The 14,281-nt window shown below is 68.0% G+C and carries 13 protein-coding genes and 1 tRNA gene; 8 read left to right on the top strand and 6 right to left on the bottom strand.

Annotated features, from left to right (window positions below; all coding sequences use genetic code 11):
- Window positions 1–102: 102 nt before the first annotated feature.
- Both ACZ5VD_RS15635 and ACZ5VD_RS15630 read right to left on the bottom strand, forming a co-directional pair.
- On the bottom strand, window positions 103–570 hold the full coding sequence (locus tag ACZ5VD_RS15635; RefSeq protein WP_468553659.1) for a RidA family protein: 468 nt from the start codon (window positions 568–570) through the stop codon (window positions 103–105).
- On the bottom strand, window positions 567–725 hold the full coding sequence (locus ACZ5VD_RS15630) for a DUF4177 domain-containing protein (RefSeq protein ID WP_020129281.1): 159 nt from the start codon (window positions 723–725) through the stop codon (window positions 567–569). The genes ACZ5VD_RS15635 and ACZ5VD_RS15630 overlap by 4 nt, the downstream gene beginning before the upstream one ends.
- Before the next feature lie 95 nt (window positions 726–820).
- Between ACZ5VD_RS15630 and bagA the strand changes: the two genes are divergently transcribed.
- Both bagA and bagB read left to right on the top strand, forming a co-directional pair.
- Window positions 821–1,798 (top strand): ATPase BagA, encoded by a 978-nt coding sequence (gene bagA / locus ACZ5VD_RS15625; protein WP_468553660.1) that lies wholly within the window; start codon window positions 821–823, stop codon window positions 1,796–1,798.
- Window positions 1,795–3,171 carry an ATPase BagB gene (gene bagB / locus ACZ5VD_RS15620; RefSeq protein WP_468682484.1) on the top strand — a complete coding sequence of 459 codons (1,377 nt, stop codon included), beginning with the start codon at window positions 1,795–1,797 and terminating at the stop codon, window positions 3,169–3,171. Before bagA ends, bagB begins: the two co-directional genes overlap by 4 nt.
- 65 nt (window positions 3,172–3,236) lie before the next feature.
- Here the strand turns inward: bagB and wblA are convergent, their stop codons facing one another.
- Window positions 3,237–3,587 (bottom strand): transcriptional regulator WblA, encoded by a 351-nt coding sequence (gene wblA, locus ACZ5VD_RS15615; RefSeq protein ID WP_468553741.1) that lies wholly within the window; start codon window positions 3,585–3,587, stop codon window positions 3,237–3,239.
- 408 nt (window positions 3,588–3,995) lie between these two features.
- On the opposite strand from wblA, the gene ACZ5VD_RS15610 reads away from it, so the two are divergent.
- Window positions 3,996–6,293, top strand: coding sequence for a transglycosylase domain-containing protein (locus tag ACZ5VD_RS15610; protein WP_468682483.1), 2,298 nt, complete (start codon window positions 3,996–3,998; stop codon window positions 6,291–6,293).
- Between the two features lie 141 nt (window positions 6,294–6,434).
- On the opposite strand, the gene ACZ5VD_RS15605 is transcribed toward ACZ5VD_RS15610, so the two are convergent.
- Complete coding sequence (locus tag ACZ5VD_RS15605; RefSeq protein WP_468553663.1) at window positions 6,435–6,899, bottom strand: GatB/YqeY domain-containing protein; 465 nt, start codon at window positions 6,897–6,899, stop codon at window positions 6,435–6,437.
- A 94-nt stretch (window positions 6,900–6,993) separates the two neighbouring features.
- On the opposite strand from ACZ5VD_RS15605, the gene ACZ5VD_RS15600 reads away from it, so the two are divergent.
- The 5 genes from ACZ5VD_RS15600 (at window position 6,994) to ACZ5VD_RS15580 (ending at window position 11,842) form a co-directional block, all read left to right on the top strand.
- Window positions 6,994–7,920 (top strand): metallophosphoesterase, encoded by a 927-nt coding sequence (locus ACZ5VD_RS15600; protein ID WP_468553664.1) that lies wholly within the window; start codon window positions 6,994–6,996, stop codon window positions 7,918–7,920.
- A 248-nt stretch (window positions 7,921–8,168) separates the two neighbouring features.
- The gene (locus ACZ5VD_RS15595; RefSeq protein ID WP_468553665.1) at window positions 8,169–8,954 is read left to right on the top strand and encodes a Pr6Pr family membrane protein; all 786 of its coding nucleotides are present in this window, start codon (window positions 8,169–8,171) and stop codon (window positions 8,952–8,954) included.
- A 34-nt stretch (window positions 8,955–8,988) separates the two neighbouring features.
- Window positions 8,989–9,062: transfer RNA gene (locus tag ACZ5VD_RS15590), tRNA-Pro, on the top strand.
- A 258-nt stretch (window positions 9,063–9,320) separates the two neighbouring features.
- Window positions 9,321–10,109: a DUF1883 domain-containing protein gene (locus tag ACZ5VD_RS15585; protein ID WP_468682482.1), complete on the top strand. Its 789-nt coding sequence runs from the start codon at window positions 9,321–9,323 to the stop codon at window positions 10,107–10,109.
- A 230-nt stretch (window positions 10,110–10,339) separates the two neighbouring features.
- Entirely contained in the window at window positions 10,340–11,842 is a 1,503-nt protein-coding gene (locus ACZ5VD_RS15580; protein ID WP_468682504.1) for a PE-PGRS family protein, read from the top strand.
- Here ACZ5VD_RS15580 and ACZ5VD_RS15575 read toward each other — a convergent pair.
- Window positions 11,772–12,614: a PE-PGRS family protein gene (locus ACZ5VD_RS15575; protein ID WP_468682481.1), complete on the bottom strand. Its 843-nt coding sequence runs from the start codon at window positions 12,612–12,614 to the stop codon at window positions 11,772–11,774. The genes ACZ5VD_RS15580 and ACZ5VD_RS15575 overlap by 71 nt on opposite strands.
- Window positions 12,615–12,726: 112 nt before the next feature.
- Window positions 12,727–14,262: a LacI family DNA-binding transcriptional regulator gene (locus ACZ5VD_RS15570; RefSeq protein ID WP_468682480.1), complete on the bottom strand. Its 1,536-nt coding sequence runs from the start codon at window positions 14,260–14,262 to the stop codon at window positions 12,727–12,729.
- Window positions 14,263–14,281 lie beyond the last annotated feature (19 nt).

Genomic DNA, 14,281 nt, shown 5'->3' with positions numbered 1-14,281 from the left:
GGGGTAAACGCTGTTACCTCGGAAAAAACCACCCCCCTCTCTTTTCAGAGAACGAACCCCCCCCGACGCGGCCCCGACCCCACCCCCCACCCGAAGGCCGCGCTACACCCCCGTCAGCTCCACCTGAACCTCGACCTCAACAGGTGCGTCCAGCGGCAGCACAGCCACCCCCACCGCGCTCCGCGCGTGGACGCCCTTGTCGCCCAGCACCTCACCCAGCAGCTCGCTCGCGCCGTTGACGACCCCCGGCTGCCCCGTGAAGTCGGAGGCGGAGGCCACGAAGCCGACCACCTTCACGACCCGCGCCACCCGGTCCAGGTCACCCGCGACGGACTTCACGGCGGCCAGAGCGTTCAGCGCGCAGATCCGCGCCAGCTCCTTGGCCTCCTCGGCCGTGACCTCCGCACCCACCTTGCCGGTGACGGGCAGCTTGCCCTCGACCATCGGCAGCTGCCCGGACGTGTACACGTACACACCGGACTGCACGGCCGGCTGGTACGCGGCGAGCGGCGGCACGACCGCCGGAAGCGTCAGCCCCAGCTCGGCCAGCCGCGCTTCGACCGAGCTCATGCCTTGGCCCGCTTCAGGTAGGCCACGAGCTGCTCGGGGTTGTTCGGCCCGGGCACGACCTGGACGAGCTCCCAGCCGTCCTCGCCCCAGGTGTCCAGAATCTGCTTCGTGGCGTGGACGAGCAGAGGCACGGTTGCGTATTCCCACTTGGTCATGTGGCCGACTTTAGCCGCTGCCCACCCCCAGGTTCCGCCCGCGTTATCCACAGCCTGCTGCTTACTCCGCGCACCAACTGGTTACGCTCGAATACGTGAGCAGGCTCCAGGTCGTCAGCGGCAAGGGCGGGACCGGAAAGACGACGGTCGCCGCCGCCCTCGCGTTGGCCCTCGCGACGGAGGGGAAGCGGACGCTTCTCGTCGAGGTCGAGGGCCGCCAGGGCATCGCGCAGCTCTTCGAAACGGAAGCGCTGCCTTATGAGGAGCGGAAGATCGCCGTCGCTCCAGGGGGCGGGGAGGTGTACGCGCTGGCCATAGACCCCGAACTGGCCCTTCTGGACTACCTCCAGATGTTCTACAAGCTGGGCAGCGCCGGCCGCGCCCTGAAGAAACTCGGGGCGATCGACTTCGCGACCACCGTCGCGCCGGGCCTCCGGGACGTCCTCCTGACCGGCAAGGCGTGCGAGGCGGTGCGGCGCAAGGACAAGAGCGGCCGGTTCGCCTACGACTACGTCGTGATGGACGCCCCGCCGACCGGCCGCATCACCCGCTTCCTGAACGTCAACGACGAGGTCGCGGGTCTGGCGAAGATCGGCCCGATACACAACCAGGCGCAGGCGGTGATGAGGGTGCTGAAGTCGCCGGAGACGGCAGTGCACCTGGTGACGCTGCTGGAGGAGATGCCCGTACAGGAGACCGCCGACGGGATCGCCGAGCTGCGGTCGGCGCGGCTGCCGGTGGGGCGGGTCATCGTGAACATGGTGCGGCCGGAGGTGTTGGACGAGGCGGACCTGGAACTCGTACGGACGGTGCCGCGGACGGCCGTGGCGCAGGCGCTGTCCGCGGCCGGGCTCGGCGGGGCGCGGCGCGGCGGGCATGCCGAGCGGCTGGTGGACCCGCTGCTGCGGCAGGCGGAGGAGTACGGCGAGCGTTATGCGCTGGAGCACGACCAGCGAGCGGTGCTGGGCGATCTGGGGCTGCCGTTGCACGAACTGCCGCTGCTCGCCGAGGGCATGGACTTGGCGGGCCTGTACGAGCTCGCCACGGAGCTGCGGGAACAGGAGATCGCATGAGTCGGGACCAGGGCGCTCAGGCACAGCATCGGATCTCCGCCGTGCGCGTGCTCGACGTCGACCCGCTGATCGACGACCCGACGACCCGCATCGTGGTGTGCTGCGGTTCGGGCGGCGTGGGCAAGACGACCACGGCGGCGGCTCTCGGGCTGCGTGCGGCGGAGCGGGGCCGCAAAGTGGTCGTGCTCACCATCGACCCGGCCCGGCGGCTGGCGCAGTCGATGGGCATCGACTCGCTGGACAACACCCCGCGCCGGGTGAAGGGCGTGGAGGGCGACGGCGAACTGCACGCGATGATGCTGGACATGAAGCGCACGTTCGACGAGATCGTCGAGGCGCACGCGGACGGTGACCGGGCGTCCGCGATTCTCGGCAACCCGTTCTACCAGTCGCTCTCGGCGGGCTTCGCGGGCACGCAGGAGTACATGGCGATGGAGAAGCTGGGGCAGCTGCGCGCGCGGGACGAGTGGGACCTGATCGTCGTCGACACGCCTCCGTCCCGTTCCGCGCTCGACTTCCTGGACGCGCCGAAGCGGCTGGGGTCGTTCCTGGACGGCAAGTTGATCCGGGTGCTGCTGGCGCCGGCGAAGGTCGGCGGGCGGGCGGGGATGAAGTTCCTGAACGTCGGGATGTCGATGATGACGGGCGCGCTGGGCAAGGTGCTCGGCGGGCAACTGCTCAAGGACGTGCAGACGTTCGTCGCGGCGATGGACTCGATGTTCGGCGGGTTCCGCACGCGCGCGGACGCGACGTTCAAGCTGCTCCAGGCGCCGGGGACGGCGTTCCTGGTGGTGGCGGCCCCGGAGCGGGACGCGCTGCGGGAGGCCGCGTACTTCGTGGAGCGGCTGGCGGCGGAGGACATGCCGCTGGCGGGGCTGGTGCTCAACCGGGTCCACGGCAGCGGCGCCGACCGGCTGTCGGCCGAGCGGGCGCTCGCCGCCGCGGAAAATCTTGAAGAGCCCCGCATTGTGGATCAGAGGGACGGGAAAGCTGGACTTCGTAACTCTCCCGACACGTACGACAGTTCAGAATCTCCCGCTTCCGGGACACCGACTCCTGACGAAGGCTCCCCCGCCGCGCCGCAGGACACGGAAAGCCCGCAGGACACCGTCACTCCGCAGGACACACAGCAGGAGATGTCCGTAGAGCATCAACTCACCGCAGGCCTGTTGAGGCTGCATGCCGAGCGCATGCGGCTGCTCTCCCGCGAGCAGCGCACACGTGACCGCTTCGCCGCGCGCCACCCGGAGGTGGCGGTGACCGAAGTGGCCGCGCTCCCCGGCGATGTACACGACCTCGCGGGTCTCCGGGACATCGGAAACCGTCTCGCGACCGCTCAACCAGAGCTGCCCGAGCCCGGACCCGGCGCCTGAACCGGTGCCGAGATCTGAACCGATGCCCGGGGTGACCGAGCCCGACGTGACCGAGGGGAATGCCCTCAGCTGACCGCCGCGTAGTTCTCGTACACCTCGTCGTCGTCGAGGGGCAGAATGCCGGCCCCTCGCTGGTACTCCCGCTCGTACTCCGTACGCGCAGTCTCAAGGAGTCGGCGCCATGAAGTGACAGTCGGCCGCCTGCGCAGCAGTGCGCGGCGCTCCCGCTCCGTCATCCCTCCCCACACGCCGAACTCGACGCGGTTGTCGAGCGCGTCAGCAAGGCACTCGGTCCGCACCGGGCATCCGGTGCACACCGCCTTGGCCCTGTTCTGCGCTGCTCCTTGAACGAACAGTTCATCCGGATCGGTAGTGCGGCAGGCCGCCTGCGCACTCCAGTCGGTTACCCAGCCCATACCGGCGCCGTCCTCTCCCGAATCGAGGCTCCCCCACGGCGGCAGCGGCATATTCACCGCCGCCAGTTGAGGACGTTACGGAAGGTGGGCACAGCGCAACACCCCCTTCGGGCCCAATCTTGAATGGCCCGAACGGACTATGCGTAAGCGGCAGATCACCCGGGGGAGTGAGCCCGCGACATACGTGACTGTTCCGGCATACCGGGACGGTTGCATGACGTCACAACGGGCACCAGGTGACACACGAGGTGGATTCGGACACGTTCCCCTCAAAAAAACCAGGGAAGATCCGGAACGATTCGGGGTCGCCGGACGTATTGATACGTAGCCCTACAGCTGTGACAGTTGAGAGCAGCTTAGGCCAAGGCATATACGCGTGTCCGGCGAATGAGAACGTAGGCTGCCCCCATGCCAAACAAGCGCTCGGGCGGTGGTCTGTCCACCACGCAGCAGGCCGCCAAGTTCCTCGGTGTCAGTGTGCTCGCGGGGGCGGTGATGGCCGGCATCGCGTTGCCCGCGGCCGGTGCGCTGGGTCTCGCGGCCAAGGGGTCGGTGGAGAGCTTCGACGAGCTCCCGGCCAACTTGAAGACGCCGCCGCTGAGCCAGCGCACCACGATCCTCGACGCGGACGGCGGCCAGATCGCCACCGTCTACTCGCGTGACCGCACGGTGGTCGGCCTCAAGAGCGTGTCGCCGTACATGCAGAAGGCGATCGTCGCGATCGAGGACTCGCGCTTCTACCAGCACGGCGCGATCGACCTGAAGGGTGTCCTGCGCGCGCTGAACAAGAACGCGCAGAGCGGCGGCGTCGCGGAGGGCGCCTCGACGCTGACCCAGCAGTACGTGAAGAACGTCTTCGTGGAGGAGGCCGGAAACGACCCGACGAAGGTCGCGCAGGCCATCCAGCAGACCCTCGGCCGCAAGATCAAGGAGCTGAAGTACGCGATCCAGGTCGAGGAGGAGCTCGGCAAGAAGAAGATCCTCGAGAACTACCTGAACATCACGTTCTTCGGTCAGCAGGCCTACGGCGTCGAGGCGGCTGCCCAGCGCTACTTCTCCAAGTCCGCGAAGGACCTGACTCTCCAGGAGTCGGCGCTCCTCGCCGGCATCGTCCAGTCGCCCAGCCGGTACGACCCGGTCAACGACGAGGCGGAGGCCACCAAGCGCCGCAACACGGTGCTGGCCCGCATGGCCGAGGTCGGTGACGTCTCCAAGGCGGACGCCGCCAAGGCCATGAAGGAGCCGCTCGGCCTCAAGGTCAGCCAGCCCAAGAACGGCTGCATCACGGCCGTCCAGGGCGCCAGCTTCTTCTGCAAGTACGTGGAGCGGGTCTTCCTCAGCGACCCGGTCTTCGGCAAGTCCCGTGAGGCGCGGTCGAAGGTCTGGAACCAGGGCGGTCTGACGATCCGCACGACGCTCGACCCGCAGGCGCAGAGTTCGGTCGAGCAGTCGCTCGAAGATCACATCAACAAGAGCGACTCGGTCGCCGCCGCGTCCACCCTGGTCGAGCCCGGCACCGGCAAGATCGTCGGGATGGGCCAGTCGAAGCCGTACGGCTACGGCAAGAACGAGACCGAGTACAACTACTCGGTCGACGCGGCCTACGGCGGCTCCAACTTCGGCTTCCCGACCGGTTCGACGTTCAAGCCGTTCGTGGCGGCGGCGGCCCTGGAGGAGGGCCGTCCGGCGTCGCAGGAGTACGGGTCGCCGTACGAGATGGAGTACCCGAGCCCGGTCCAGACCTGCGGGAGCAAGCCCTGGACCAACCAGGGCGGGCAGACCGTCGAGAACGAGGCCGAGTCCGAGGTCGGGCCGTACCGACTGCGGGAGGCGATGGAGAAGTCGGTCAACACCTACTTCGTCCAGATGATCTCCGACATCGGTCTGTGCCCCGTGGTCAACATGACCGACAAGCTCCAGGTCCGGCAGGGCAACGGCACCAAGCTTCCCGAGCGTCCCGCCATCGCCCTGGGCTCGGTGGGCCTCTCGCCGCTGACGATGGCGAGCGCGTACGCCGCCTTCGCCTCCCGCGGCATGTACTGCACGCCGGTCGCCATCGAGTCGATCACGCAGAAGGTCGGCGACGAGCAGAAGTCGATGGAGGTACCGAAGTCGACCTGCTCGCGGGCGATGAGCGAGAAGACCGCGGACACCGTCAACACGCTCCTGCGTGGCGTGGTCGACTCCGGTACGGGTACGCAGGCCGGTCTCACCGACCGCCAGAGCGCCGGTAAGACCGGTACGACGGACGAGCGGAAGAACGCCTGGTTCGTCGGCTACACCCCGAACATGTCGGGCGCGGTCTGGGTCGGCAGTGCCACCCAGAAGGTCCACATGAAGAACATCACCATCGGCGGCGTCTACCGCCCGCTCGTCTACGGCGGCGAGGTCCCGGGCCCGATCTGGAAGGACGCCATGACCGGCGCCCTCCAGGGCAAGTCCGTCGAGCGCTTCAACACCGTCTTCATCCCGAACCCCGACAGGGACAAGGACAAGGGCGACGGAAACGGCAATGGCAACGGGAACGGGAACGGGAACGGCGACAACGACGGGGACGGGGACAACGGCGACAACAACGGCGGCACCTCCGACGGCGGCACGAACGGCGGCACCAACCCGACCCCGACCTTCTCCTTCCCGGACGGCTTCTTCCAGGGCACGAGCAACGGGAACGGCAACGGGAACGGGAACGGCGGGCGTGACTGAGTCGGTGGCCTGAGGGTCCCCTGACAGGGAACGGCCCCTTCACTCTCGTACGTACGAGAGTGAAGGGGCCGTTCTGTTCGCTGCGCGAGTTCTCTCCGCAGGTTCGCTGCGCGAGTTCCCTGCGCGGACTCTCTTTCCCGGTCAGCCCGCCAGGAGCCTCTTGACCGCGGCGGCGACGCGTCCGCCCTCGGCCTGGCCCGCGACCTTCGGGTTCACGATCTTCATGACGGCGCCCATGGCCCGCGGCCCCTCGGCGCCGGCGGCCTTCGCATCCTCCACGGCCTGGGCGACGATCCGCTCCAGCTCCTCGTCGGACAGTTGCTGGGGCAGGTACGCGGCGAGGACCTCGCCCTCCGCCTTCTCCCGCTCGGCCGACTCGGCCCGACCACCCTGCGCGAAGGCGTCCGCGGCCTCACGGCGCTTCTTCGCCTCGCGGGCGATCACCTTCTGCACCTCGTCGTCGGAGAGCTCGCGCTTGGTCTTGCCCGAGACCTCCTCGTTGGTGATCGCGGACAGGGTCAGCCGGAGCGTCGAGGAGCGGAGCTCGTCGCGCCCCTTGATCGCGGCGTTGAGGTCTTCCTGCAGCTTCGACTTGAGCGTGGTCATGGGTTTGATTGTCGCAGGTGTCGAACCCCGGACGCCCGTTCATTTAAGGGACGGTGGGGCACGGGGCACCCGCGCGGTCTGACACGATGGGCGTATGCGCGCACGATATGGAGTACCTCTGGGAATCGTGGCGGCCGGCACCGCCGGTCTGGTGTACGCGGCGGGCTTCGAGGTCCGTTCCTTCCGCCTTCGACGGGTGACGGTCCCCGTCCTCCCGGCCGGGATGCGCCCCCTGCGCGTACTCCAGGTCTCCGACATCCACATGGTCGGCGGCCAGCGCAAGAAGCAGCGCTGGCTGCGGTCCCTGGCCGGGCTGCGCCCGGACTTCGTGATCAACACGGGCGACAACCTCTCCGACCCGGAGGGCGTGCCGGAAGTGCTGGACGCGCTCGGCCCGTTGATGGAGTTCCCGGGCGCGTACGTCTTCGGCTCCAACGACTACTACGGCCCCAAACTCCGCAACCCCGCCCTGTACTTGTTCGAGAAGGCCCAGGGCCGCCACGGCCTGAACGGCAACGCGCCCGCCGTCAACGCGATCCACAACCCGTGGGAGGACCTGCGGGACGCCTTCGACGGCGCCGGCTGGCTGAACCTCACCAACACCAGGGGCACGCTGAAGATCGAGGGCGCGTCGATCGAACTGACAGGCCTGGACGACCCGCACATCAAGAGGGACCGCTACGCGCAGGTGGCGGGCGGTCCGTCGGGCGGCGCGGACTTCGCGATGGGGGTGGTGCACGCGCCGTACCTCCGGGTGCTGGACTCCTTCACCGCCGACGACTACCCCCTGGTCCTGGCCGGCCACACGCACGGCGGCCAACTGTGCCTCCCCTTCTACGGCGCGTTCGTCACCAACTGCGACCTGGACACGGACCGCGTGAAGGGCCTGTCCACGCACACCGCGGAGGGGCGTACGTCGTACCTCCACGTCTCGGCCGGCTGCGGCACGAACCGCTACACACCGGTACGTTTCGCCTGCCCGCCGGAAGCGACGTTGCTGACGTTGGTGGCGCGGGGATAGGGCGGGACCGGACCGGATGAGCCGCTCGCACTGAACGGACTGGACGTACGGGACGGTCTGGACGTAGGGAACGGTCCGGTCGGACTGGACAGGCCACGTAGGTGGGACCACCCAGATCGGACCAGGCCTGTCGGACCTGAGCCGGCCGGCCCCAGACAGGTCGGCCCCGGGCAGGTCGGGCGGGTCAGGGTTAACCCGCACGGCCCGCCCGCATCGCCCCTTTTGTCGCCCCTGCCTAGCGTGAGGGCATGACCGCCCCGATACCCAGGGACATCCCGGATCTGCCCGCCATCCCGGGCATGCCCGCGCTGCTGCCCTCGCTCGTCCCCGCCACGGCGGTGGTGACCCCCACCCGCCGCGCCCTGGCCACCGCCTACCGCCTGCTGATCGCCCTCGCGGCGACCGCGACCGTGACGATCGACCTGCTCCTCGGCAGCCCGGTCCGGGTCCTGAGCCATTTCTCGATCCAGAGCACCATCCTGCTGGCACTGGTCATGGCGTTCTCGGCCCGCAGAGCGTGGACGGCCCGCCGCCCCCTGCCGTCCGCCGTGACGGGCGCGGCCCTCCTCTACGTCACGATCACGGGCCTGGTGTACCACCTGCTGCTGGCCAACGAGGCGAGCCCGTTCCCCCTGACGGGCGCCGCGGCCTCCCCCACGGGCTGGCACGCGATCACCAACCAGCTCCTCCATACGGTGATCCCCGCAGCGGCCCTCCTGGACTGGCTCCTCCTCACACCCCCCGCGCGCCTGCACCTGCGCCAGGCCGCCACGTGGCTCCTCTACCCCCTCGCCTACCTGGCCCTCTCCCTGACCCGCGGCGAACTGATCCCGCCGGGCACCCCAGGCCGCTACCTCTACCCCTTCCTGGACGCCGACCTCCACAGCTACAAGAGCGTCCTGGGCAACGCCCTCCTCCTCGGCCTCTCCTTCTACGCCCTCGCCATCCTCCTGATCGCCCTCGACCACGCCCGCCCGAACCCGGTCCGCCACCGCGCGAAAACCGGATTTCGCCTCCGGCCACCGGTGGGCTAAAGTAAACGACGTCGCCGCGACAAGTAGCGACAATCGGGGTGTAGCGCAGCTTGGCAGCGCGCTTCGTTCGGGACGAAGAGGTCGTGGGTTCAAATCCCGCCACCCCGACAGCTGAAACACCAGGTCAGGCCAGGTTCTGAGAGATCAGAACCGGGCCTGATTTGCTTTGTGGGCCCAGTTTGGGAGCCATTTGGGAGCCGACCTCAGTGAGCGGCTCCCGGACGGCTCCCCGAGTCCTAGCGCCAGGGGAGAGACGAGCGTCCAGCCGACGTGGGCTTCCACCCCGCTTCAGACATCGTCGCCTCCGGTTGTCAGTGGCAGTCCTTACTCTGAGACGTGCTCGGCCGCACATCTCCAGGAGCACCCGTGGACTACTTCTACAAAGACCTCGGCAACCTCAAGAGAGGTTCCACGGTCATCGTCACCCTGCACAACCAAGCCAACGTCCAGGTGATGACGCGCAGCGAGTACAGCAAATACAAGTCGGGGAAGAGATACCGGTACCTGGGCGGTCGCGTCACTCGCTCGCCTCACCAGATCACCATCCCCAGTAACGGACAGTGGGTCGTGGCCATCGACCTTGGCGGCTATTCCGGTCGCATCTCTGCGTCTGTCCAAGTCCAGCCACCTCCGCGGGGCTTCCTGCCCCCGGCCCGCGACCCACAGGGCAGTCCGGCCCGCTCCGTCGCGGTCCATGAACCGGAGGAGCCTACTGGCGACATACTTGGTGGCCAGACCTGGGACGTCTTCATCTCCCACGCGTCCGAGGACAAAGGAGCTGTTGCCCGCCCCCTTCGAGACGCGCTTACCAAGCTGGGTGTGACTGTCTGGCTCGACGAAGCCCAGATGCGGATCGGCCACAGCCTCCGCCGCAAGATCGATGAAGGGATCAGGGCGAGCCGCTTCGGCATCGTAGTGCTCTCGGCCCCCTTCTTCGCCAAGGGTTGGACCAACCACGAACTCGACGGACTCGTCACCCGTAATGTGGCCGGGGAGCAATCACTCCTGCCAATCTGGCACAACCTGAGTGCAGAAGACGTCCGGCGCTACAGCCCCTCCCTCGCAGACAAAGTGGCGATGAGCACCAGCGACTACTCCATCGAGGAGATCGCGCAGCAGATCGCTGACGTGGTTCAGGAGGAAAGCGCCGCTTAGCTCCAGAGCACCAGCACGCCGCTTCGGTGTGCACCGGTTCCAGCGAGTCGTGGGCTTGTGCTGGAGAGACCACAGACGGTACGACGATCGCCATGCACCCTTGGTCTCCGTTAAATGACCGGCAGCTCGCACTCCTCACCCGCATCGGGGGCGGAGCCGACCCCGTCACGTCCAACAGCCCCGAGCTCGCCGTCACGGCTCGCGCGCTCAGGGACCGGGGCTTGGTGACCATGCCCAGGAAGAAGGGGAGGTGGCAGGCGGAGATCACTGACGTGGGACGCTTCTACCTGGAGCACGGGCATCATCCCGACCGTCCGGAGTTGGCTCCACGCAAGCCTCGCGCGGCGGCGTCTGAAGCCGAGGTGCCGGTTGCCTCTCGCCCTCAGCAGGATGCCGATCCCCCGACCGAGACGAAGCCCTCCCCGAAGCGTGCTGTGAAACCTCCGCGCCCGTCACCAGTGACGGTCGGACCGGCACTCATCACCCAGGTGCAGGAAGCCGGACGATTCCTTCGGATCCCGGATCCCAGCGACGCGGAACGGGCTCGGTATCGCAGGGCTTTCGACGCGGCGCGGCAGTGCGCTCCGGAGGGGTATCACCTGAAGTACAGCGGGCGGGCGAAGGGCGACTTCTTCCTCGGCCTGCTCCGGGTGACTGGTGAGGACGACACCGAGTGGAACCGCATCCGCCTGGCGCGGAGCCGCGTGATCACCGACGTCGAGGACGTGCTCGCTGCGGTCACCAAGGACCACAGCGCCTTCGAGATCTCCGAGGAGATCCTGCCGAGAGTCCTCGCGCTGCTCCGGCTGCTCGCCGAGCAGGCTCTCGCGCGGTACGGCGAGATCGCGGTGTCCAAGAAGCGCAAGCAACCGAGGCCGCTGCTCACCGTCCACGGCAGGACGTACGAGATCAGCTTCCGAGAGCGGCAGAAGCAGGTCAAGTACGTCCCCAAGCAGCCGGGCCTGCGCACGTACGACTGGCAACGGGTCGCCCCAGCCCACAAGTTCGAACCGTCCGGCGAACTGGAGCTACTGGTCAGCGAGAACTCGGGCTACAGCTACAACTACGGCTGGAAGAAGGAATGGGCCGACACGACCAAAAAGCCGTTGGAGGAGCAGATCACCTCAATCTTCCGGGCGTTGAAGGCACGCGCGGAGGAGCAGGAGCGGGTCCGGCTGGAACGGGAGGCAGAGCAGCGGCGCCTGCGAGAGGAGCGGGAGGGTAAGGAGGACGAGCGCCGGCGGCTGGAGGCGGAGCGGGAGGAGCGCGCGCGGCGGGAGTGGGAAGCCGCGGTAAATGCGGCTTCGGTCAAGGCGGTTCATGCGGTACGGACCGAGCGCTTCGGCACGGCCCTGGAACAGTGGCGGGCCGCGGGTGAGATCCGGGCGTTCTGTGCCGCGCTGGATGAGGTCGCCGCGACATCAGAGGACGCCCTCGAAGCTGAGAGGCTGCGTGAGTGGTCAGCTTGGGGGAACGCAGAGGCCGATCAGCTCGACCCCACGACGAACGGCCAGGGCCTGGCCGCCCGTGCCTTCCGCGCGAAGCCGACGAAGAAGCAACTGCGGCCCTTCCTCGACGGGTGGCACCCGGACCGGCCGGAGAAGGAGAAGCCCCAGGCTCAGCCAGCGCCTCCCAAGCCGGAGCCGGACCCATGGCGCGGCGTCATCGACGCACATCAGGATCAAGGGTGGCGATATGGACGCCCAGGTCGCGCTCAATGGTGGAGGCGATGACGCCATGACCTCGGTCGCGTAGGGACTTGACCGCCTTCTCGACGAGTTCCCCCAGCCTGATGACCTCGGCGCGCAGTGCGACCAACTCGTCGTAGCGGTCGGCTTTGTCTTCGCCGCACCAGGCCCAGACGGTTCGCAGGACAGCTGCCTCCGCGTCCAGCTTCCGGTCGTCCCTCCGGCTGTAGGAGTACCAGGAGGACTGGGCACGCTCCTGCTCGATGCCCTGCTGTTTGCGGTCCACCTCCGGAAGGATCTCGTCGGCGAGGCGGCTGGCGACCTGGCGGGTGACGCGCTCAGTGACCGGCCACCCGGCCAGGCACATGCCGTGGCGGTTCTCGTACACCATGGCTTCGCTGCGGAGCTCTGCTGCATCCATGCCGATGAGCGGTGCCGTCTCGTCGAGGCGGCTCAGCTCCAGGACCCCGGCGTCGGCCACCGTTCGGCGCAGGCGGAGCCTGTTCTTCGGACGGACGAAGCCCAGGATCATGCGGGCGGCCTCGAAATCCGTGCTGCCCCGGACGTGACGGGAGGACTCGGCCAGCGCCAGCTCCGCCGCGTCATCCGCGCGGAACGTATCAACATCCGCCCACGGTGCTACGAGAGAGCCGGAACTGACCCACTCCTGCAGGCCAGCAGCATCGCCTTCGAGGAACCGCACGTGGACCCAGCCAGACCTGCCGGAGCTGCCCACGCGTACGACCTCCACCTGGCGGACCTCGCTACCCAGGTCCTTCGGCCTCGCGCGGTACGCCCAGTGCTCGCCAATCTCCATGTGCCTATTGAGCCAGGTCTGTTGGTCCTTTCACCGGGCGTTTGCCATAACCTCCGGAGCGAGGTGACCTCCACGAGGTTGACGCTGCCCCCGCAAGATGGCACAGCAGCATTCACCGCAAGGACTCCACAGGCTTACGTGATTCCCTGCGCGCACGTAGGAGATCGCCGAGTACGCGCACTGGTGACGTAGGGCTCATCACCAGGCGGGTGTCGAGTGCCGTCTCCCACTGCTCTGTCAATCCGAGCATGAGGCGCTGGCGCATGCCGGGGGTGACATGGGCGTAGCGCGCCGAGACGGAGCCGTCGATGTGGCCCATGCGGTCGTCCATGAGGACCTTCTCGGTGCCGAGATCCTCCATCACGGTTCGGTGGGTGTGGCGGAGGCCGTGGGGTGTGAGGCCCTTGGCGATCGGGAGCCAACAGGCGTCGGCCCGGTCGCTGGCTCCGCGTCCTCGGGCCGGGACTCCGGGCCATGGTTCGCCAAGCAATGGTACGGGGCGGGTTTCCTGGGGTGCCTTCTTCGGGTACCAGCCGGAGACCGCCGGGGTGAACAGCCAGGTCGCGAAGCCGTTTCGGCGCCAATGGGCTGCGTTCTGAGCCACCGCGCCGCCCCGCACGAACCCAAGGTCCACGATGGCCTGCTCCACCCTCATCCGCTTGGCTTCGGTGACACGGTCGGGGTGGTTGAGGACGTTGGACACCGTGCCCGTGGAGACTTCGGCACGGCGTGCGACGTCGACTAGCTTCGCGCCTTGGTGGCCGCCTGTGCGGGCCGCGCCCTGACCACGGAAGACGTAGGTCTTGCCGTGGCACGGGCAGGGTTTCGGCTTCGTGCGGGCGACGTGGTTGGCGACCAGGGCCGACAGCCAGTCCATCGTGTCGATGGTGCGGTAGCTGTCGTCCTTGGGCGGGCAGCGCACGAGCTCGCCGGTGTCGAGTTCGTACAGCTGCCATTCGACGCGGACAACCCCGGGGCGGGCGAACTCTGTCTCCAAGCCGACGATTTCACCCCAGCGCATGCCGGTGTAACCCTTGAGGACGACGGCAACGAACTCGTCGTCACGGCCGGAGAGCAGCGCGGCGCGCTCCGCGGTCAGCAGGATGCCGAGCGGGTCGGTGACGACCTTCTCCGGGCCACGGTCACGGGAGCGTCCGGCGCGCTTGCCGCGTCCGCGCCGCCTGGCGGCCGGGTTCGAGGTGATCAGGCCCTCGTCGATCGCGTCCTCGAAGATCAGGTGGAGCGTCGAGCGCCAGGTCTTGACGCTGGAGGCCGCATAAACGGCCTTCTCCTTCTTCTCCCACAGGTCGACGTCCGTGCGCAGGATGCCGGCTAGCGCCTTGTCCTCGAAGTCGGGGAGCAGGTGCTCCTCGATGTGGCGCTTGTAGTTCTGCATGGTCGAGGCGGCCAGATCCTGGGTTTCGTACCAGCGGTTCGCGTACTCGCCGAAGGTCTCCTGGCCGAGTGCTGGGTCGCGCCAGTCGCCGCGCCGGTACTTGTTCTCTGCCTCGCTCGCGGCGCGCTGGGCCTCTCCCTTGGTGGCGAACCGGATCGCCTTGCCGTTGCCATCGACCACCGTGAGGTGCTTGCCGGGCTCGGTCTTGTACCGGCCGCGCCAGTAGTTTCCGCGCTTCTCCGCGAAACCCAACTTCCCTTTTCCTCCCCTG

It is taken from the genome of Streptomyces sp. NPDC032822, assembly GCF_055578825.1.
The sequence above is the reverse complement of the archived record's forward strand: the minus strand, read 5'-3'. Positions and strand labels throughout refer to the sequence as shown.

Excerpts from the sequence above, each read along its gene's own strand:
- ACZ5VD_RS15635 (WP_468553659.1), bottom strand. The coding sequence starts at position 570 with ATGAGCTCGGTCGAAGCGCGGCTGGCCGAGCTGGGGCTGACGCTTCCG.
- wblA (WP_468553741.1), bottom strand. The coding sequence starts at position 3,587 with ATGGGCTGGGTAACCGACTGGAGTGCGCAGGCGGCCTGCCGCACTACC.
- ACZ5VD_RS15610 (WP_468682483.1), top strand. The coding sequence starts at position 3,996 with ATGCCAAACAAGCGCTCGGGCGGTGGTCTGTCCACCACGCAGCAGGCC.
- ACZ5VD_RS15580 (WP_468682504.1), top strand. The coding sequence starts at position 10,340 with ATGCCCAGGAAGAAGGGGAGGTGGCAGGCGGAGATCACTGACGTGGGA.
- bagB (WP_468682484.1), top strand. The coding sequence starts at position 1,795 with ATGAGTCGGGACCAGGGCGCTCAGGCACAGCATCGGATCTCCGCCGTG.
- ACZ5VD_RS15575 (WP_468682481.1), bottom strand. The coding sequence starts at position 12,614 with ATGGAGATTGGCGAGCACTGGGCGTACCGCGCGAGGCCGAAGGACCTG.
- ACZ5VD_RS15605 (WP_468553663.1), bottom strand. The coding sequence starts at position 6,899 with ATGACCACGCTCAAGTCGAAGCTGCAGGAAGACCTCAACGCCGCGATC.
- ACZ5VD_RS15630 (WP_020129281.1), bottom strand. The coding sequence starts at position 725 with ATGACCAAGTGGGAATACGCAACCGTGCCTCTGCTCGTCCACGCCACG.
- ACZ5VD_RS15600 (WP_468553664.1), top strand. The coding sequence starts at position 6,994 with ATGCGCGCACGATATGGAGTACCTCTGGGAATCGTGGCGGCCGGCACC.
- ACZ5VD_RS15595 (WP_468553665.1), top strand. The coding sequence starts at position 8,169 with ATGACCGCCCCGATACCCAGGGACATCCCGGATCTGCCCGCCATCCCG.